The 16,782-nt window shown below is 70.2% G+C and carries 26 protein-coding genes and 1 pseudogene; 20 read left to right on the top strand and 7 right to left on the bottom strand.

Annotated features, from left to right (window positions below; translation table 11 throughout):
* The first annotated feature begins 151 nt into the window (after positions 1-151).
* From ACFYXM_RS11900 to ACFYXM_RS11840, 13 genes are all read left to right on the top strand, one after another.
* Positions 152-1,258, top strand: a complete 1,107-nt coding sequence (locus ACFYXM_RS11900; protein ID WP_389288858.1) for a DUF5131 family protein — start codon at positions 152-154, stop codon at positions 1,256-1,258.
* Positions 1,255-1,671 carry a hypothetical protein gene (locus ACFYXM_RS11895; protein ID WP_389288857.1) on the top strand — a complete coding sequence of 139 codons (417 nt, stop codon included), beginning with the start codon at positions 1,255-1,257 and terminating at the stop codon, positions 1,669-1,671. The genes ACFYXM_RS11900 and ACFYXM_RS11895 overlap by 4 nt, the downstream gene beginning before the upstream one ends.
* The gene (locus tag ACFYXM_RS11890) at positions 1,668-2,213 is read left to right on the top strand and encodes a RusA family crossover junction endodeoxyribonuclease (protein WP_389288856.1); all 546 of its coding nucleotides are present in this window, start codon (positions 1,668-1,670) and stop codon (positions 2,211-2,213) included. Before ACFYXM_RS11895 ends, ACFYXM_RS11890 begins: the two co-directional genes overlap by 4 nt.
* 91 nt (positions 2,214-2,304) lie before the next feature.
* Positions 2,305-2,796, top strand: coding sequence for a hypothetical protein (locus tag ACFYXM_RS11885; RefSeq protein WP_389288855.1), 492 nt, complete (start codon positions 2,305-2,307; stop codon positions 2,794-2,796).
* A 487-nt stretch (positions 2,797-3,283) separates the two neighbouring features.
* Positions 3,284-3,424, top strand: a complete 141-nt coding sequence (locus ACFYXM_RS11880; protein ID WP_389288854.1) for a hypothetical protein — start codon at positions 3,284-3,286, stop codon at positions 3,422-3,424.
* Between the two features lie 21 nt (positions 3,425-3,445).
* A complete protein-coding gene (locus ACFYXM_RS11875; protein WP_389288853.1) occupies positions 3,446-3,598 on the top strand; it encodes a hypothetical protein in 153 nt (50 codons plus the stop codon).
* A 97-nt stretch (positions 3,599-3,695) separates the two neighbouring features.
* A complete protein-coding gene (locus tag ACFYXM_RS11870; RefSeq protein ID WP_389288852.1) occupies positions 3,696-4,409 on the top strand; it encodes a hypothetical protein in 714 nt (237 codons plus the stop codon).
* Complete coding sequence (locus ACFYXM_RS11865; RefSeq protein ID WP_389288851.1) at positions 4,406-4,984, top strand: DUF1643 domain-containing protein; 579 nt, start codon at positions 4,406-4,408, stop codon at positions 4,982-4,984. The genes ACFYXM_RS11870 and ACFYXM_RS11865 overlap by 4 nt, the downstream gene beginning before the upstream one ends.
* 72 nt (positions 4,985-5,056) lie before the next feature.
* The gene (locus ACFYXM_RS11860; RefSeq protein WP_389288850.1) at positions 5,057-5,668 is read left to right on the top strand and encodes a hypothetical protein; all 612 of its coding nucleotides are present in this window, start codon (positions 5,057-5,059) and stop codon (positions 5,666-5,668) included.
* Positions 5,668-6,003 carry a hypothetical protein gene (locus ACFYXM_RS11855; protein ID WP_389288849.1) on the top strand — a complete coding sequence of 112 codons (336 nt, stop codon included), beginning with the start codon at positions 5,668-5,670 and terminating at the stop codon, positions 6,001-6,003. Before ACFYXM_RS11860 ends, ACFYXM_RS11855 begins: the two co-directional genes overlap by 1 nt.
* Positions 6,000-6,653, top strand: coding sequence for a nuclease-related domain-containing protein (locus ACFYXM_RS11850; protein ID WP_389288848.1), 654 nt, complete (start codon positions 6,000-6,002; stop codon positions 6,651-6,653). Before ACFYXM_RS11855 ends, ACFYXM_RS11850 begins: the two co-directional genes overlap by 4 nt.
* Positions 6,654-6,724: 71 nt before the next feature.
* Positions 6,725-7,177 (top strand): hypothetical protein, encoded by a 453-nt coding sequence (locus ACFYXM_RS11845; RefSeq protein ID WP_389288847.1) that lies wholly within the window; start codon positions 6,725-6,727, stop codon positions 7,175-7,177.
* Between the two features lie 140 nt (positions 7,178-7,317).
* On the top strand, positions 7,318-8,340 hold the full coding sequence (locus ACFYXM_RS11840) for a hypothetical protein (protein WP_389288846.1): 1,023 nt from the start codon (positions 7,318-7,320) through the stop codon (positions 8,338-8,340).
* A 15-nt stretch (positions 8,341-8,355) separates the two neighbouring features.
* Here the strand turns inward: ACFYXM_RS11840 and ACFYXM_RS11835 are convergent, their stop codons facing one another.
* The 3 genes from ACFYXM_RS11835 to ACFYXM_RS11825 are packed head-to-tail and all read right to left on the bottom strand — an operon-like array spanning position 8,356 to position 9,610.
* A complete protein-coding gene (locus ACFYXM_RS11835) occupies positions 8,356-8,775 on the bottom strand; it encodes an NUDIX domain-containing protein (protein ID WP_389288845.1) in 420 nt (139 codons plus the stop codon).
* The gene (locus ACFYXM_RS11830; RefSeq protein WP_389288844.1) at positions 8,772-9,191 is read right to left on the bottom strand and encodes an HIT family protein; all 420 of its coding nucleotides are present in this window, start codon (positions 9,189-9,191) and stop codon (positions 8,772-8,774) included. Before ACFYXM_RS11830 ends, ACFYXM_RS11835 begins: the two co-directional genes overlap by 4 nt.
* Entirely contained in the window at positions 9,188-9,610 is a 423-nt protein-coding gene (locus ACFYXM_RS11825; protein WP_389288843.1) for a hypothetical protein, read from the bottom strand. Before ACFYXM_RS11825 ends, ACFYXM_RS11830 begins: the two co-directional genes overlap by 4 nt.
* A gap of 375 nt (positions 9,611-9,985) precedes the next feature.
* Between ACFYXM_RS11825 and ACFYXM_RS11820 the strand changes: the two genes are divergently transcribed.
* The 3 genes and pseudogenes from ACFYXM_RS11820 (at position 9,986) to ACFYXM_RS11810 (ending at position 10,621) form a co-directional block, all read left to right on the top strand.
* On the top strand, positions 9,986-10,168 hold the full coding sequence (locus ACFYXM_RS11820; RefSeq protein WP_389288842.1) for a hypothetical protein: 183 nt from the start codon (positions 9,986-9,988) through the stop codon (positions 10,166-10,168).
* A 15-nt stretch (positions 10,169-10,183) separates the two neighbouring features.
* Positions 10,184-10,306, top strand: a pseudogene (locus ACFYXM_RS11815) (hypothetical protein); the annotation flags it as partial.
* A gap of 33 nt (positions 10,307-10,339) precedes the next feature.
* On the top strand, positions 10,340-10,621 hold the full coding sequence (locus ACFYXM_RS11810) for a DUF317 domain-containing protein (RefSeq protein WP_389288896.1): 282 nt from the start codon (positions 10,340-10,342) through the stop codon (positions 10,619-10,621).
* Between the two features lie 413 nt (positions 10,622-11,034).
* Here ACFYXM_RS11810 and ACFYXM_RS11805 read toward each other — a convergent pair whose 3' ends face one another.
* Positions 11,035-11,463: a hypothetical protein gene (locus ACFYXM_RS11805; RefSeq protein ID WP_389288841.1), complete on the bottom strand. Its 429-nt coding sequence runs from the start codon at positions 11,461-11,463 to the stop codon at positions 11,035-11,037.
* A gap of 33 nt (positions 11,464-11,496) precedes the next feature.
* Between ACFYXM_RS11805 and ACFYXM_RS11800 the strand changes: the two genes are divergently transcribed.
* From ACFYXM_RS11800 to ACFYXM_RS11790, 3 genes are all read left to right on the top strand, one after another.
* A complete protein-coding gene (locus ACFYXM_RS11800; protein ID WP_389288840.1) occupies positions 11,497-12,024 on the top strand; it encodes a hypothetical protein in 528 nt (175 codons plus the stop codon).
* Positions 12,025-12,410: 386 nt separating this feature from the next.
* Positions 12,411-12,959, top strand: a complete 549-nt coding sequence (locus ACFYXM_RS11795) for a hypothetical protein (protein WP_389288839.1) — start codon at positions 12,411-12,413, stop codon at positions 12,957-12,959.
* Positions 12,960-13,164: 205 nt separating this feature from the next.
* Complete coding sequence (locus tag ACFYXM_RS11790) at positions 13,165-13,959, top strand: Ku protein (protein ID WP_389288838.1); 795 nt, start codon at positions 13,165-13,167, stop codon at positions 13,957-13,959.
* Here the strand turns inward: ACFYXM_RS11790 and ACFYXM_RS11785 are convergent, their stop codons facing one another.
* Positions 13,960-14,340, bottom strand: a complete 381-nt coding sequence (locus tag ACFYXM_RS11785; protein WP_389288837.1) for a toxin Doc — start codon at positions 14,338-14,340, stop codon at positions 13,960-13,962. It abuts the gene before it with no gap.
* Between the two features lie 3 nt (positions 14,341-14,343).
* The gene (locus ACFYXM_RS11780) at positions 14,344-14,592 is read right to left on the bottom strand and encodes an antitoxin MazE7 (RefSeq protein WP_389288836.1); all 249 of its coding nucleotides are present in this window, start codon (positions 14,590-14,592) and stop codon (positions 14,344-14,346) included.
* 179 nt (positions 14,593-14,771) lie between these two features.
* Between ACFYXM_RS11780 and ACFYXM_RS11775 the strand changes: the two genes are divergently transcribed.
* A complete protein-coding gene (locus tag ACFYXM_RS11775; RefSeq protein ID WP_389288835.1) occupies positions 14,772-15,371 on the top strand; it encodes an NUDIX hydrolase in 600 nt (199 codons plus the stop codon).
* Position 15,372: 1 nt separating this feature from the next.
* Here ACFYXM_RS11775 and ACFYXM_RS11770 read toward each other — a convergent pair whose 3' ends face one another.
* Complete coding sequence (locus tag ACFYXM_RS11770; RefSeq protein WP_389288834.1) at positions 15,373-16,641, bottom strand: XRE family transcriptional regulator; 1,269 nt, start codon at positions 16,639-16,641, stop codon at positions 15,373-15,375.
* Positions 16,642-16,782: the final 141 nt, after the last annotated feature.

Here is a 16,782-nt window from a genome sequence, read left to right as displayed (position 1 = left end):
CCGGGTCACCCATGCGCAGCGCGCAATCGAGGACGCTCTCACCACCACCTGGAAGCACTGGCGGCGCCCTGGCCGCTCCGCGCGACAGCCACCTGCTTTCCGTTCTCCCTGTCCGCTTGCCCGGCTACTTCCACGACAAGGAGGCCACCTCGTGGCCACACGCACCAGCATCGAATGGACGGACGTGACCTGGTCGCCCATCATCGGCTGTACCCGGGTCTCCCGGGGCTGCGAGGGGTGCTACGCGATCTCCACGGCGCGTATCCGGTCCTTCAACCCCAACCCGAAGATCGCCGACGCGTACGCCGGCACCACCTCGAACACCGATCGCGTCGACTGGACGGGCAAGGTCAACCTCCTCGACGAGCGGCTCCTGCAGCCGTTGAGCGGCGCGGGTATCTGGTGCAAGCCCTGCAAGGTGTTCGTGAACTCCCAGTCCGACCTCTTCCACGAGGCGGTGCCCGAGGAGTTCATCGCCCGGATCTTCGCGGTGATGGCCTCCACGCCCCAGCACACCTATCAGGTGCTGACCAAGAGGCACGGCCGGATGCGGGCGCTGCTGAACTCGAAGGACTTCGTGGCCGCGGTCCGCGCCGAGACCCACGCGCTGAACCGGGACGCCGCTCTCGGCCGCGGCCAGCGGTGGCCGCTGCCCAACCTCTGGATGGGTGTGTCCGTCGAGGACCAGCGCACGGCGAACACCCGGGTACCTGCGCTGCTGGGGACGCCCGCCGCTCGGCGCTTCATCTCTGCCGAGCCGCTCCTCGGCCCGGTCGACCTGACCCGCATCTCCTACCGCGGCGACACCGCCTACGTGGTGGACGCCCTCGACGGCCAGTACGGCGAACGGGAACCGCACACCTCGTTCTGGTACGGACTGGCCGGCCTCGAGCCGATCGACTGGGTGATCGCCGGAGGGGAGAGCGGTCCCAAGTCCCGCCCGATGCACCCGGCGTGGGCCCGCTCGCTTCGCGACCAGTGCAGCAAGAGCAGACGGCGCGTCCCGTTCCTGTTCAAACAGTGGGGTGAGTACCGGCCCTTCTGGAGGCCCGACACCGACGGCCGGCCCTCCCCCGAACCCGCCCTGTACGTCAGCGCCGAGACCGGCCAGGCGCTGCCCGAAGCCGAGGTGCCCGACACCGGCAGCTGGCAGGGCGTGTACCGCCTCGGCAAGAAGAAGGCCGGCAACGAACTCGACGGCCGCACCTGGCTGCAGGCCCCCGCCTTCACGACCACGAACACGGAGTCCCGCCGATGACGAACATCAACGAACCGCTGACGGCCGGCCTGCTGCGCGCCGCCCTGGCCGACGTCGCTCCGCACACCCCGATGCAGATCCCGATCCCGTTGTCGACGATGGACGGGGGAGAGGGGCACCACTGGGCGTCGGCGCTCGGCGTCCGCGTAATCGTCGACGACAGCGTGGAGATCGCCTTCGACGAGCCGGACGAGTGGGCGCAGCACGCGGTGGAGAGCCGCCACGAGCTCCAGCGGTCGCTCCAGGCCAGCGGTGCCTACCTCGCGGCCACCCGTCCCGGCGTCCGCGAGGCCATGGCCGAGGTGATCAGCGCTCGGCTGCCCAGCCACGTGGGCGACGGTGCCCTCCTGGACGCGCTCACCGCGGCGGTCGCAGGCGCGTCCATGGAGTTCCTGGAACGGACCGCCCGATGAGCGAGGCCGCTTCCGCCCCCGCGGCTCCGCCAGCGACCCGGATCCTGGACATCACCGTCATCGGCACCCCGGCCGGGCAGGGCGCCATCAGCTTTAAGGGCCACGGCAAGGCCGTCCACTCCAACCACGACGTTCTGATGCCCTGGCGCACCACAATCACGAAGGCCGCGACCCGGGCCTTGGGTACCCACCAGCGGGTGCGCGTGAAGAAGATGCCCAACTGCCGGGCGTGCGGCAAGCCGAACCGGACGCACGGCGAGATCGCCGGGCCGGTCGCTGTGCAGATCGTGGTCACCGTCAAGCGGAGCCCGACCGCCGCCAAACGCGGGGACCTCTGGCCGGCCAACCGGACCACGAGCGACATCGACCACCACGCCCGGGCAGTCCTGGACGCGCTGTGCAACGCGTCCGTGTTCCCGGACGACGGGCAGGTGGTCGCGCTCGAGGTGCAGAAAGTCTTTCCCATCACGCCTCACCCGGATGCTCTGCCCAAGCCGGGTGCCACCATCCGGGTCTGGAAGCTCGGAGTTCCGACAGCATGACCAGGTCGCTTCCGCCGCACGGTACGGCGAACCGGTACTCCAACAGGCCTGACAGCCCGTACGCCCAGGACTCTCCAAGGAGTACAACGACATGAGCACCGCACGCCGCGCGTCCATCACTACCGCCGCTCTGCGCTTCCCCTCCTGCTATGCCGCGCTGACCGCAGCGCACGAGGGCGCCGACCACATCACCCAGCGCGATGCGCACGCTGTCGCCAAGGGCCGTCCCGGCCCGGAGGGCAGGCGTGCGTGCTTGGGACACGTCGCCGAGTACACCGCTGTTCAGGCCGCTGCCCTGTTGCTCGTCGACCGCGGGCTCGGCCTGCGGCTGGACTGGCGGTACGTGGGAGCCGGGCTCGCGCTGTCGGCCATCACCCACTACGCCGCGGACCGCTCGGGAGGACGGTGGCACGAAGATCCCGAGACCGAGGAGACCACCAGGATGGTGCGCTTCGCCAACTGGCAGGGCAAGGGCAAGTGGCTGCGCCGTGACCCGCAGGCCGGGTACCGGTACGACCAGGCGTGGCACAAGGTGTGGATCGCGCTCGCGGCTGGCGTCGCCGCTGCCGGAGGGGAGCGGTGAGCGCTGGCACGGAGTGGACCGAGATCGCGGGGGTGCCGTAGCGCGCCGATTCCGAACTGCCGGGTCTATGGGGCCGGTTCCCACTGGTGGGGACCGGCCCCTTCCGCATCCCACCACCACTAGTTCTATTGCGTGTGTATTGGGTTTCGTCTAATGTCTGTCCCGCAGGGCCCTCACCCCTCCCCGGGGGTTCTGCACCCCCGGGTGCCGCGCCCCGCCCCCCCTCGGGGCGCGGTACCCGTCCAGCTCCTACCGGAGGACCCCATGACCCTGGCCGGACTTCGCACCAAGGCCGCCCCCCGCGCCAAGCGCGCACAGGAGATATTCCTCGCGCTGCTCTTCGCGGCGGCTGGCCTGATCGCCGCCCGCACCGTCGCCGGGATCGCCGCAAACAGCGGGCTGGGCCTCGGGTGGGCAGTTCGGTCTCGGTGTCGCGGGCTACACCCTGGCGATCACCCTCCTCGCCAACCTCAGTAACACCGATCCGTTGACCACCCTCGTCGAGGCCACCGGAACCCTCGCCGCCCTCGCCTACGGCCTCGCCCGTACAGCCGCGGTCGTTTTGGTGCTGCTTGGCGTCTTGTTCGCCGCCGTGGCCGACGCCTTCGGGCGCGCCGTCGCCACCTGATCCGAATCGGAAGAACACACGATGCCGCGATTCCTTCTTGGCCTGGGCCTCGGCTCCGGCACCGCGTGCCTCACGTACGCCATCACCACGGACGGCGAGCTCACTGCCGTCCTCGGCATCTCCGTGGCCGTCCTCATCTGGTTCGGCGCGTTCATCCTCGACGACCTTCTGTGATCGCCGCCTGCCGGCTGTACCCGCTGGCCGTCTTCCAACTGCCCCCGCGCCTGACGGCCCACGTCCTGGGCGCCCTGACGAAAGAGAGCCCCTCGAGATGACCCGCACCACCTTCCTCGACTGCGAGTTCGACCCGCGCAACAGCGCACTGCCCGGACTGCTGTCCCTCGGCGTCACCGACGACGACGGCACCGACTACTACGCGGTCAATGCCGACGCCGACTTCGGTGCCGTCCTGGACCACGCTTTCATCGTCGAGCACGTCCTGCCCCACATGCCGGTCACCGTGCACCGCGACCGCACCGGTAGCCCCGACGCGATCGACTTCGACACCAGCCACCCCCACTACCAGCACGTCCGGCCCACCAAGGAGATCGCCGCCGACCTGGACCGCTACTTCGAAGCGCCCACCGCGCCCCGGCTCGTCGCCTACTACGGCGCGCAGGATGCCTGCCGCCTCCACTCCCTGTGGGACAACGACTGGTCGCAGATGCCGGTCCACATCCCTCGGTACTTCACCGACATCCAGGTCATGGCCGACGAGCTCGGCGTCAGCGAGCTGCCCGAGCAGCAGAGCACCGCCCACCACGCCCTCGCCGACGCCTGCTACAACCGCGACGCCTACCGGTTCCTGCGCTCCCTGCAGAAGCAGCGCCGCGTCGGCGCCGAGGACCTCGCCCGCCAGCTCCACGCCAACACCGAACTCATCGACCTGGGCTCACCGGCCTGGGAGGCCCTCACTCGCGACCAGCGCGAGCGGTTCCGGCGCTCGGCCCAGTTCCTCCTCGCGCAGTACGACGTCCGGTCATGACCGGCACCGTGGTGGCCGAGCTCCCGGCTCCCGGCAGCCTCGTTCCGGCGGACCTGGTGCACGAGGAGCGCCAGGCCGACAGGCGGATCGCCGCGGCGGTCCTCAGCGCTGACGGCGCCTACCGCTATCTGCTGAGCCGCATCTGGAACACCCGGCGGCCGCCGCTCGGCTTCGTGATGCTCAACCCCTCCACGGCCGACGCCCACGTCGACGACCCCACCATCGGGCGCTGTACCGCCTTCGCCCGACGCGAAGGGGCCGGCGGCCTGCTGGTCGTCAACCTCTTCGCCCTGCGAGCGAAGAGGCCGCGGCCCGCGCTCACCGAGTCCGCCGACCCGGTCGGCCCGTACAACGACTCCTTCATCCACCACGCCGTCGACGCCTGCGAAACGGTCGTCGCCGCCTGGGGCGGTCACGGAGCCATCAACGACCGCGGCCGTCAGGTCGCCGACCGGCTGTGGGACCAGGGCGTCGCCATGCGCTGCCTGGGCACGACCCGCTCCGCCCAGCCGCTCCACCCGCTGTACCTCCACGGAGCGACGCCCCTCGTGCCGTACGCCCCGCCGAACACCTGAGAGCTCGGACCCGCACCCTCCCTACGTCCTGCACTGCCCGTCCCGATCCCGACGCACGAAAGGAACGAGCTCGTGAACACGCGCAACGGATGCCCCAAGCCCAACGTCTCGGCGTTCGCCACTGAGCAGGCTGCCGACTACCTGGCGAAACGCGTTCAGATCCCGGTCGGCAAACTGCTGACGCCGTATCTGTGCGTGTGCGACTGGTGGCACCTGACCGGCAGCCCCCGAGCCGTGCAGCGCCCGGCCGGCCTCACACCCCAGCCCGGCGATGTCCGCCTGCTCCAGGACGTCCCCGACACGGCGTTCCTCGATGCCGCCCTGCACGACGTACGGGGGACCGGCGCGAGGGCCGAAGCCCTCTCCCTGCGTCACCCCAGCAACCTCACGCAGTGGCGCCACGCACTCAAGGTGCTCTGGACCGACATCGAGCAGCAGTTCGCCGCGCGCGCCGACGACACCGGCGAGGAGACCCGCCTGTGGCGGGCCCGGGCGCAGGTCTACCGCTCGGCCATCGCCGAGCGCCGCAACGAGGCGCAGCTGCGCCTGAGCCGGGCCGCGTCCCTCACCCCCGAGCAGCGCTACCAGTGGCGGCGCGCTGAGGCCGCCGTGCTCGAGGGCCAGGCCCCCGAAAACCTGGCCGAGGTCATCGAGCTGTTCGTGCCCCTGGCGGTCGCCTCGTGATGCTGTCCGCCGCGGTCTCCGCCGCGCTCGTCGCCGGCTACTGGGCGGGCAGCGCCCACGTCCTCGAACGCCGCGAGCGCACGATCGACCGCTGGGCCAGGAAGCACGCGGTCCGCCGCGCCTTCACCCGACGCCGTCACCTGCACTGGTGGCTGGCCCAGCTCTGGTTCGCCGGCCGGATCGCGTACGACTTCGTACTCGCCCCGGTCGCCACGGTGCGCCACATCCGCGAAGTCCGCCAGCAGCGGCGTGAGACCCGTCAGAGCGTCCCTCCGGTCACCATCGTCGATGTCCGCCCGGCCGTCAGCGGCCAGCAGCAGGGAGCGCAGCAGTGAACGCCGGATCTTCCGCGACCGAGCGCGCCGCCGCCCTGGGCGCCGGGCGCCGGCCCGGACTGTGGGTGCGGCTGCTGATCGCCCTGGGCGTGCGCGAGGCGCCCACGACACCGGACGCCGCCGTGCCCTGGCTGAAGGGGGCTGAAGGCGAAGCCGCCACCCAGGCCCTGGTCGATGTCCTGGTCGACGAGGGCTGGACGGTGTTCCACGACCTCGGTCTGCCCCGTTCGAACAGCAACGTCGACCACATCCTGATTCCGCCCAGCGGCGAGGGCATCATTCTCCTCGACTCCAAGCGCTGGTGGGCCAGCTGGCTGACCGCCTCCTTCGGCGGTCGTCTGTACTGCGGCGAGGAGGACCGGCACGACGAGGCGGAGAAGGCCGTCTGGCTCGCCGGCTTCGTCCGGGACGTCGTAGGCATCGCGGGCCTGCCGGTCCTGCCCGCCCTGGTCATCCACGGATCCACGGTTGCCGGTGGCCACCTCCAGGTGGTCGTCGATGGCTGGCCGCGCCCGCTGCACGTCTTCGGCCCGCAGACCTTGATGGCGAATCTGCGCGAGCGCGCCGGAAGGCCCAACCCGCGCCGGGCCGCCCAACTGGCGTCCCGCGTCAACCAGATGCTGCACCCCTACGTCGAAGGAGGCTCGTGATGGGGTGGTTCACCCAGGACCCCACGGAGGCCACCGATCATCTCGTGGCCCCCCTGCGGAAGGAGGGATGGGTGATCCTCACCGGCCGCAGCCTGCCCCGCTCGAACCAGTTCATCCCGCACGTGCTCATCCCGCCCTGCGGCCGCGGACTCGTGGTGCCGGTCTCCTACCGGTGGCCGAAGCGGAAACTCACCGTCGCGGTCGACGGCAAGCTCATGTGCGGCCGGCGCTCGAGACAGCACGTTGTTCGCGGGCTCGCCAATCTGGCCAGCCGGACCCAGAGGGCCGTATCGCGCCCCAGGCCGAAGTGGAAGGACCTCGGCATGGTGCCGGCGCTGGTCGTGCACGGATCGCCGATCTTCCGGCACCGCGACCTCGTCGAGTGCCGACGCTGGCCCAGCCCGATCACGGTGCTCAGTCCTGAAGCGCTGCTGCCGGCGCTCCAGGAGATCCCCGGCGAGCCGGACCCGAACCGGGCAGCGGCGCTTGCCGAGCGCGCGGTCTTTCTGTTGCCCGAGCGCTGAGTCCAACCCGCGTGAAGCGGCCCGTCCGTACTCCGGGCGGGCCGCTTCACGTTGCTGCGGTCAGGCAGATCGGCAAGCCGAGAAGGACTCACCTAGACTGATATCGAACGTCTGTGCGTATTTGGGTGAGGGAGGAAGCGATGGGTGAACAGCATGCCGATCCGGCCCTCCGCGCCAGAGTCCTGCACCTGCGGGTGCGCCCAGGCGCGCCGCCCGAGCACTACCAGGCTCTGCTCGACCTGCTCGTCTCCGACATCTCGCCTGTCGTCCAGGCGCTGCCACCGGCCGCAGCCCTCGTCGACGTGGCTGGCGCGCTGCGCTTCCACCAGCGCACGCCGGTCGAGATCGCCTCGCTGATCCGGATGCGGGCCATGGCCTGGTTCGGCACCGACGTGCACATCGGGGTGGCGCCGAACTGGGCTCTGGCAGCCACCGCCTCGACGCGGCCGGGACACAACGGCATCCGGGTCGTGGCCGACGACCCGCTGGCGGTCGCCGACTTCCTGTGGCCGCTGCCCGTCGAGAACCTGCACGGCATCGGCCGACAGCAGGCGACCACTCTGCGCCGCTTCGGTATCGACACCGTCGGCGCACTCGCGAAACTCCCGGAGGCCACGGCGCAGCGCATCCTCGGCGGACAGCCCGGCCGGCTCCTGCGGGACCGGGCATGGGGACTGGACCCCCGGATGGTGACGCCGACCGCGCTGCCACGCTCGACGAGTGAGCGGCGCGACTTCGACCATGACGAACTGGACCCCGACATCGTACGGACCGCGATCCTCGACGCTACGTACGTCATCGCCTGCCGGCTGCGCGAGCGGGGCCAAGCCGCGACGGGCCTGGAACTGCAGTTGCGATTCGCTGGTGAGTCCCAGCTCACCAGGTCCCGGCGGCTGACGACTCCGTCCGCGCGCACCGAGGACCTGCGGGACGTCGGCTACGACCTGTTCGCCCGACTCGGACTGCAGCGGGCTCGCATCCGAAGCGTGAACGTACGCGCGACGGAGCTGGTGGACGCCAACCGGGTGGCGGAGCAGATCACGTTCGACCGCCGGACGGAGAATGGCCGGCGGGCGGAGAGCGCGGTGGACAAGGCCAACAGGCGCTTCGGAGCGGGAACAGTGCGCCCGGCGCGGCTGGCGGGCCCGCGCCGGGCGGCATGACCTGGCTGTGGAGTCTTAGGAGGCTGATCCTGCGGCCGCGAGGATGTCGGCGTGGTCGAACGCCAGCGGCGGCAGGGAATTCCGCGGCCACCAGCGGGCGGCCCGGGCGTCGTCTCCGGCCGTCAGGACGGTGCCCGCGGGCACCTGGATGACGTAGGCGACGGTGACGTAGTTGCCGCGCGGGTCGCGGCCCGGCTGGCCGAATTCGCCGATTTCCTTGAGGTCTTCAGGGGCTACCCGGACGCCGGTCTCCTCGAACAGCTCGCGAACAGCGGCCTCGCGGTTCGTTTCGCCCTCGTCCCGGTGGCCACCGGGCAGTGCCCAGTCCCCTTCGAAGGGATCCCAGTCTCGCTCGATGAGCGCGATGTGGCCGTCGTTCGTCTCGACAACGACGTCGACGGTGCGGATTTCGGGCTCGGTCTCGGTCCTGGTCATGTCGCCTCTCGGTTCTTGGGCCTGGCCGGTTCGGCCGGCGCTGGGTTCTTGGCCGGCCACAGGGCCAGGCTGTCGCCGGCCTCGCGGCCGACGACGTGCCAGTGCAGGTGGAAAACCGTCTGTTCGGCGTTCGGGCCGACGTTGGCGATCAGGTGGCAGTCGCCGCCCTGGGCGCTGGCCAGCTCAGTCGCCCGCCGGATGGTGGCGACGTTGACATCGGGGTCCTCGAGCGCGTCCCGCACGTGAACGCGGGGGATGACGAGGCGGTGCCGAGGGCCGCACGGTCCCAGCGGGATGATCGCGATCGCGTCGGGCCACTCGGCCACCACGGTGGCGGGGGAGCGGCCTTCGACGATTGCGCAGAACACGCACGGCCCGGCACCGGGATCGGCGCCGAGCACTGCTGTCTTCGTCACGCGCCGACGACGGGACGGTCGACGTGCAGGTGCTCGACGAGGGTCGGGATGCCGCGGTCGTTGAGGGCAGAGGCGACCGCCTCGGCCATGGCCACACTGCGGTGCTTGCCCCCGCGACAGCCCACCAGCACTCGCACGACCTTGACGTGCGGGTCGGCCCAGCCGCGCAGGAGGGCCTCGACCTGGCCGATGGTCTCTTCGAGGATCGTCACCGCGCCGGGGGTGCTCAGGACGTGGTGGCTCACCTCCGGCTCGAGGCCGGTGCGGTGTCGCATCTCCGGGTCGTCGAAGGGGTTGCGGAGCTTCTTGCTCAGGTTCACCAGCAGGACGTTGCCGGCGGTGTCGGGGACTTCGTGCAGGAAGCCGAAGCTGGTGACCTCCACCTTGCGGAGGGCGGGGTCGAAGTTCGATGTCGTCATGTGTCCACCATTCTCGGTGTGAAGTGGGAGCGGTAGGGATTTCCTGTTGCCACTTGATATCTGCGGCGCCTTCAGAACTTAAGTGAAACCCAATACACGCGCAATAGTGCGCGTGTGGCTGTGACGCGATCCGGCCACGCCTGCGCCCGCCCGTCCAGGCATGAAGATGCCCGGCGGCAAGTCGGCTTCGAACGACGGTCCACCGGGCCCCACCAGTGTCCCACCGGCACCCGGGCATGCCCCCAGGGCCGTTCTCCCAGGGCAGACGCCCACATCGCCCACATCGCTGGATGACGTGCGCCCACCCACGCCAACGTCACGACGCCGCCCGACGAACGGCGCCGCCCGACCCAACTTGCCCACGAGGAGTACGCCTTGACCAGCCCGACCACCCTCCTGATCGCCCCCCGCTACCTGGCGGGCCCCGACGCCGCCGCGACCGCGGCCATCGGCCGCCTGCTGCGCGCCGCCGGATGGCGCGAACGTCACGTCCAGGGTGGGACCGGCTACCGCACCTCCGACTCCTGGCGCTTCACCGCGCGCACCGCGCCGGGCTAACACGCCCGCTGGAGCGCCGCGTTCACGCCCGGCACGCCACCGGAGCTGGTCGCCGCCTTCGCCGCCGCGCTCGCCGACGACGACGCCGACCCCGGTACGGACGGCCCGCACTACCTCCGGCCGCCCGTCGGCCCATAGGAGGCCACACGCGCCCTCGCCGACGCCGGGTGGATACGCGACCTGGGCGCACGCATCGAGTGGTACGCGCCGACCACGCAGGCGGCCGTTGTCGGGGACCGCCTCACCCCGGGCGGCGCGGACGCGGAGAACTGGCTGTTCGCCGCCCGCCGCTTCACCGACCCGACGGTCCTGTGGCACGCCCTGGCCACCCCCGACACCCCCGGTCACCTGATCGACGTCCTGTGCCGGGCGATGGCCGATCCCGCCCCGGTCGCCCGCACGGTCCTGCCGGACCCGTGCGTGGGGCGGCTCAAGGTCACCCGCACCGCCTGACCGCCCGGAACCACGGGTGCCGCCCTGCAACGGGCGGCACCCGTTCGGGGAGGGCCGGCACGGCGGGCGCCCGGCGGGCCAGCGCGCCCCGGCGCCCAGCTTTCCCACGGCAGACACCGGACGACGGCAAACCGCTGGATGTGTCGCCCGCATCGACGCGAATGTCTGATCGCCCCGATGTTGCCGGGACTCGCTGGTCCGGCACAGGACCGGCCGCGTCGCCCGGCGGGCTGCCGGCCCCAGGGCCCTGACGGGACCGGTACTCGGGCGGAGGCCACCACGCCGCCCGTGTCGGCCGGGCGGGGAAGCGAGGGCGCACCGGGCCGTGTGCGGGCCCGGACGCGCCGTGCGGCCGTTCGACGCCCTGGGCGGGGAGCCGAACGGCCATACTCGGTGGGCTAGTTGGGGCGACCTCAGGCCCGGGCGGCAGCGGCGCGCGCACGCCGCCGCTCCAGCGTCCGGAATTTGGTGCGCTGGCGGGGGTTGGTCAGGGCGCCGGGGGCGAAGTGGAAGCAGGTGCAGCCCCGGCTGGCGTACCGGCGCGCCGGGCCGGCGTGGCGGGGCGTGGTCTTGGCGAGCATGCGTGCCATCGAAAGTCCCAACAGGCACCCCCCCGGATCAGCACCGCCCTGCTGCTCCTCGACATCCGCACTGGCAAGGAGGAGCTGCGGCTCTTCGCCCGTGCCGAGAACGGCCACCCGGGACACGAGATCTGCGTGTGGAAGTCCGAGACCGACCACGGGCCCTTCACCATCGACATGATCGAGGCGATCCACACCCTTCGCCCTCGGAATCATCTCCACCACCACGAACCGCCCCACCGGCCAGATCGGCTGGGCCATCAACGACCTCGATGCGGAAGCCGAGGCCGGAGCATGACGACTCAGACACCGGTCCGCACGAGGATCACCCTGCGCCCGACGGGGGAGGGCTACGCCCGCATCGACCCGGCGGACTTCGCCCGGGCCCGGGTGGTACGCGCCGACCAGGTCGCCCTCGGCGACACGGTCGGCGCCGCCTTCCCCGGCGCCCACGAGCCGGGCACCGGGCAGGTCGACGCCGACCACTTCACCAACCCGTACTGGGCGATGCCTGGCCCCGTCGACCCGGCCTGCACCTGCCCGTGCTGCCAGAGCAACGCCTACACCGAAGAGGCCGACGGACCGCTGGTCCTCATCGCTGAAGGCTTCCCCTGGGAGGGCTGCGACATCCACCCCGCCGCTGCCCTCCTCCTGGTCACCCCCTACCGCTGCGACTGCGGCTGCGACACCACCCCGGCCGCCGACTGGACCGCCTACGGCTGGGACTCGGCCGCCTCCGTGCAGTACCTGCGCGAGACCGGACGCCCGCTGCGCCCCGGCGAGGCCCTGTCCCTCGACTTCTCCACGCCCACCCCCGCCTGACCGCAAAGAGAGCGAGCCCATGCCCGACACCGTGTCCGAGACCCCCGTCCCGCACCGCACCCTCGGCGAGATGATCGTGGACACCGCGCTTCCTCAGAACCACCGCGGAGCGCCCCGGCAGCGGCCCGCGTCGGCGGATAGGAATCGACATGGCCCAGTCGGCCACCCCCGGTCGAACGCCCGCCGTCGCACTCGAACTGCGCGACCCGACCGCGGCAGCCAACATCCTCGAAGCCCTGCGCCAATCCGCCCACCACCGAGGCGGCCGCCCGGCGCCGCACTCGGCTCGCCGACAGCCTCGACCGAGCCTTCTTCGGTCACATCCTCAGCCAGTAGCTGGCATGGACTCACCCGCCCTCGACCATCGAGCCATGGAGGAACCCCGCATGGTCAGTCCCGTCAGTCCCGTCCCCCTGGAAGGCTTTACCGGTCTCGAGGACACATCCGCCGCCCGCGCCGCGTACAACGCAGGCATGGAGCGCTGGACCAAGGCCAACCCCGGCCAGGACCACAAGCCCGAGGCGCTGCGCCTCATCGCCCTCAATGACACCCTGCGCCGGTACAACACACTGCGCCCGCTCCTGCTCAGGGAGAAGGTCGCCCGCCAGGAGCGCGACCACGCCCTGCAACAGGTCGAGAGCCTCTGGAAGGACCTAGGTAACCCGACGGCTGGGAGCAGGTTCCACACTCACCAGGCGTACGTGCGCGCCGTTGACGACGCCCGGACCGCCCTCGATATGTGGCGCACCAGCGCGGCCGACGCCAAGAAGGTCACCTTCGTCTACGACGACGGCACCCGAAAGGCCGCGTACGAGCAGATCCTCGCCCTCGGCTACCCGCCGACCGAACCCCTCATCGACAACCCGGCCGACCGGCAGTACGCGGCTGACCACCTCGCCCAGATCGCCCACCACTTCCACAGCACCTTCGCGTGACCCCGGAACGAGCTGGCCCCGGCCCCGCGGCAGCTGCCGCGGGGCCTTGGTCTGAGCCGCCGAGATGGCCCGTTCTTCTTGGGTTCCCCATGGCGTTTGCCCCGGGCAGACCTTGCCCCTACGCCTCACCCGCCCACGAAATAGACAATCGTGCCCGATCCTGGGCGAAGATGCGCGGCGACCAACGGCGGCAGAGGCTGGAAGCATGAAGGCCCTGTGGTCCGGCACGATTTCCTTCGCGCTCGTGGCAATCCCAGCGAAGCTCTACGCCGCCACGGAAGAGCACGCCGTACGGCTTCATGAGATCCATGTTGCCGACAACAGCCGGGTGGAGCACCGGAGATTCTGCAGGTCCGAAGGCCGCGAGATCCCGTACGAGGAGGTCGGTCGCGGTTGGCAGACGCCGGACGGACGAGTGGTAGTACTCACCGACAAAGATCTCGCCCACCTGCCCCTGCCTACCAAGCGCGTTGCCGAAGTGCTCGGCTTCGTGCGAGGACACGACATCGACCCGATCAGCTACGGCCAGCCGTACTACGTCGGCCCGGACGGGCCGAGCGCAGATCGGCCGTACACCCTGCTCGTGGAGGCGCTGGCCCGCACCGGCTATGTCGGCGTCTGCAAGATCGCGATCCGGTCGCGGGAAAGAGTCGCACTGCTGCGGCCGAGGCACGGCCTGCTCATCTGCCAGACCCTGCTGTGGCAGGACGAGCTGCGCGAGCCCGGAGACCTGGCACCATCCGCGCCCGTCACGGACCGGGAGCTGGAGATCACCGAGCTGCTGATGCGAGAGCTAATCGGAGTCGAGCTCCGGGAGCTCCACGACGACTACGGACACGCCCTGAAACAGCTGGTCACAGCCAAAGTCTCGGGCGGAGAGCTGGTTGAACCGCCGACGCCAGCGCCACTTGCCGATCTGATGGCCGCGCTCGAGCAGAGCATCCGGGCCGCGCGGGCCGAGCGTGGCGACCAACCCCCGACCGCCCCAGTCGCCACGTGATCATTCAGGCAGGCGCATGGAGCGCAGCCGGTCGGCGACGTCGAAGACGCTCAACCGCAGCGCCCGGACGTCGGCCATCAGGTTGCGCCACTCGTCGATCGAACCGTGGATGCTCTCCCCGGATGCCTTGATGTACGCCACGGCCACGCCGTACCCGAACGCCTCGTTACGTGCAGGCAGCGGCCGCAGGAGCACGATCTGCTCCAGTAGCGCGGCCGCCCGCCAGTACGCGTCCGGCTCGCCCACGTCCAGGTGCGGCGTGTTTACACGGTGTCGTGCCACCGCGGCGACGAGTGCCGAGTAGTCAGCCACCGCGAGGTCCTTGCTGAGCAGCTCCTCCTGACGATGGAGGAGCCACCGGATGTCGATGTGCAGGTTCAAGGGTCAGGCCGCCCGGCTGCTTGAGGACCGCGATTCCGAGAGCCCGCCGAAGTCACGGTCGAAGGCTTCGAGGAGCCCCGGCCGGGCGATCGCCTCGCGGAACGCCGCAGTCGCGTGCCCCAGCTTGATCTGGTTCTCCTCGTCTATGGCCAGCTCGGCAAGGTAGGAACGCACGCTCTGCCCGCGGGCCGCAGCGATCGCGGCGAACCGGTCCCGCGTCTCCGAATCGATCTTCACGGTTGTGTCAGCCATACGCCCGAGTATGCACCCGCGACTACCAGCATGAATACTTTTCGCGGAAATCGGGCGCTGGCAGCCCCGCACGCAGCGTTCCCACCTGGATTACCCACACTGGGTAAACACCTTCGGAGAGGTCAGCGGGCCTGATTCCCTGGGGTTGCACAACCACCGACGGAGGGGAACCAGTGTCAATGCAGCAGCACGCGAATGGGCGAGACACCATCAAGCCGGCGCTCAGTGAGGAGGACCAGGCCAGCGAATGGCAGGTCTTCGGCGAGCGGAACATCTACGAGAACCAATGGGTGACAGTTGCGCTGGCTGACATCCAGCAGCCCGACGGCACTCGATTCGAGCACCACAAGGTGTACCTGCCTCCGGCCGCCATGGTCGCCATGCTCGACGACCAGGACTGCGTGTACATGATGTGGCGGCACCGCTTCGTCTCGAACACCTGGAACTGGGAGCTCCCGGGCGGAGTGGTCGATGAGGGGGAGGACCCGGGAGCCGCTGCTGCGCGCGAGGCCGTGGAGGAGACTGGCTATCGGCCGGCAGGCGAACTCGAGCACGTCGCCACCTTCGAACCCATGATCGGCACCGTCACATCGCCGCACTTCGTGTACGTCGTCCGAGGCGTCGAGCGAGCTGGCGAGCCCACCGAAAGGAACGAGTCCGCCCGCAGCGAGTGGGTGCCGCTCAACAAGATCCCTGGCCTTATTACCGAAGGGAAGATCTGCAACTCGGGCACTCTGGTCGCCGTCCTGCACTTGCTCGCGACCCGCAACCGGACCTGAGTCACGCAGCGGTGGAACTCAGCACCTGAGCAATCCGGCGGCGTTGACGTACCGAGCTGGCCAGCGCCGCCAGATCCTGTGCTCGCACCGCCTGCTTCTGAGCCTCAGCGAACTCGCCCTTCCTGGCCAGTACCACTGCGAGGTCGCAACGCACGCCAGCCTCTGCCCGGGTAAAGCCGCTCAGTTCCATCGACGACAGCGACGCTGTCAGGTCCTCGAGCGCCTCATCGACACCCAACGTCGCCAAACAGTTACCGCGCCACCTGTCAAGGTGTGCCCCCGCCAGGAACAGGAACGGCAGGGTCGGGTCGGACGGATCCGTCGGCCGGACCGCCTCGGCGCGCTCCAGGCCGAGGCGGCACGCCACCTCGTCCTGCGCTGCGGCGTGCGTCTCAGCCTCAGCCGCGAAGAGCCAGCTCTCCACCAGCGGAGGCATCGAACTGCCGCCCTGCTCTCGAGCAAATCGGACCAGTTGGACCGCTTCGGCCGGCTGTCTCAAGTCGAGCAGCACGTAAGCTTGTTGCGCCGTCGCATGCGCCAGCAGTGCCGGTGAACCCGCCTCTCGGGCAGCGACTTTCGCCGTCTCGTGCAGCGACCACGCCACCTTGTACCGTCCGAGGTCCAGGGCCTGCCACCCGGCCAGTGTCGCCGCCTCCGTCAACGCGGCAGCCAGCGCCTCGCGCGCGCCGGCCGCAGTTCCGAACCGGAGCAGCTTCTCCATCTGGCTGATCTGCTCCTGCAACTGCGGCAGGAGCCGTTCCGCACCGATCTGTCGATCCAGCTGCCGCATGGTGTCCACCTGGGTGGAGTACAGAGCGGCCACCGTGCTGTCCGCCGATGTTGCCGCCATCAACTCGCGCCTGAGCCCGAGCGCCTCGTCGCCTTCGTCATCGGCTGGGATGACCATCTGCTGCGGGAGCTGGAGGCTCGCCGGGCGGTGCGTCATGTCTGCGGCTGCGAGGTCCTGCACGACAGGGTTGTTCGACGACTCCCATGTGCGTGCGGCCAGGCCCAACATGCTCCCCGGAATGCCCAGACCGTCAGCGACGCGCTCGATTACGCCGATTTGGGTCAGCGTCCGCTTGCCAGCGATGACCTCCGAGACCCGGCTGGGGGTCATCTCACACAGCCGCGCAACCCGCGACGGGTAGATGCCGGCCCGGCGTACCAGCGTGAAGATCGTGCCGAAGTCCCGGGCGAGGCATGCCTCGATCATCCGTGGGTCGCCGAGGACGTGTGAAGGGAGACGGCTCCCTGCAACTTCGGGCATCGGCATCGCTCCTGAGCGGCGATCGGTTCTTGCGCGGATTTTACCCATGGTGAGAACCCCACTGGGCCTCCTCCGCAACCGCCCAGCTCTCGAAGCTGAATTCAGCACTCCGCGACCCATCCCGACCTACCGGGGGAACGG

This window comes from Streptomyces sp. NPDC002476 (genome assembly GCF_042889785.1).
GTDB lineage: Bacteria > Actinomycetota > Actinomycetes > Streptomycetales > Streptomycetaceae > Streptomyces.
Note: the sequence above shows the minus strand (reverse complement) of the source record. Positions and strands in the feature narration are given on the sequence as shown.

Bases quoted from the DNA above. Each gene is read 5' to 3' on its own strand.
- ACFYXM_RS11780 (WP_389288836.1), bottom strand. From the start codon at position 14,592: ATGGCTGACACAACCGTGAAGATCGATTCGGAGACGCGGGACCGGTTC.
- ACFYXM_RS11800 (WP_389288840.1), top strand. From the start codon at position 11,497: ATGACGACTCAGACACCGGTCCGCACGAGGATCACCCTGCGCCCGACG.
- ACFYXM_RS11775 (WP_389288835.1), top strand. From the start codon at position 14,772: ATGCAGCAGCACGCGAATGGGCGAGACACCATCAAGCCGGCGCTCAGT.
- ACFYXM_RS11870 (WP_389288852.1), top strand. From the start codon at position 3,696: ATGACCCGCACCACCTTCCTCGACTGCGAGTTCGACCCGCGCAACAGC.
- ACFYXM_RS11875 (WP_389288853.1), top strand. From the start codon at position 3,446: ATGCCGCGATTCCTTCTTGGCCTGGGCCTCGGCTCCGGCACCGCGTGC.
- ACFYXM_RS11895 (WP_389288857.1), top strand. From the start codon at position 1,255: ATGACGAACATCAACGAACCGCTGACGGCCGGCCTGCTGCGCGCCGCC.
- ACFYXM_RS11805 (WP_389288841.1), bottom strand. From the start codon at position 11,463: ATGGCCCAGCCGATCTGGCCGGTGGGGCGGTTCGTGGTGGTGGAGATG.
- ACFYXM_RS11890 (WP_389288856.1), top strand. From the start codon at position 1,668: ATGAGCGAGGCCGCTTCCGCCCCCGCGGCTCCGCCAGCGACCCGGATC.
- ACFYXM_RS11840 (WP_389288846.1), top strand. From the start codon at position 7,318: ATGGGTGAACAGCATGCCGATCCGGCCCTCCGCGCCAGAGTCCTGCAC.
- ACFYXM_RS11885 (WP_389288855.1), top strand. From the start codon at position 2,305: ATGAGCACCGCACGCCGCGCGTCCATCACTACCGCCGCTCTGCGCTTC.
- ACFYXM_RS11790 (WP_389288838.1), top strand. From the start codon at position 13,165: ATGAAGGCCCTGTGGTCCGGCACGATTTCCTTCGCGCTCGTGGCAATC.
- ACFYXM_RS11795 (WP_389288839.1), top strand. From the start codon at position 12,411: ATGGTCAGTCCCGTCAGTCCCGTCCCCCTGGAAGGCTTTACCGGTCTC.
- ACFYXM_RS11835 (WP_389288845.1), bottom strand. From the start codon at position 8,775: ATGACCAGGACCGAGACCGAGCCCGAAATCCGCACCGTCGACGTCGTT.
- ACFYXM_RS11855 (WP_389288849.1), top strand. From the start codon at position 5,668: ATGCTGTCCGCCGCGGTCTCCGCCGCGCTCGTCGCCGGCTACTGGGCG.
- ACFYXM_RS11770 (WP_389288834.1), bottom strand. From the start codon at position 16,641: ATGCCCGAAGTTGCAGGGAGCCGTCTCCCTTCACACGTCCTCGGCGAC.
- ACFYXM_RS11825 (WP_389288843.1), bottom strand. From the start codon at position 9,610: ATGACGACATCGAACTTCGACCCCGCCCTCCGCAAGGTGGAGGTCACC.
- ACFYXM_RS11865 (WP_389288851.1), top strand. From the start codon at position 4,406: ATGACCGGCACCGTGGTGGCCGAGCTCCCGGCTCCCGGCAGCCTCGTT.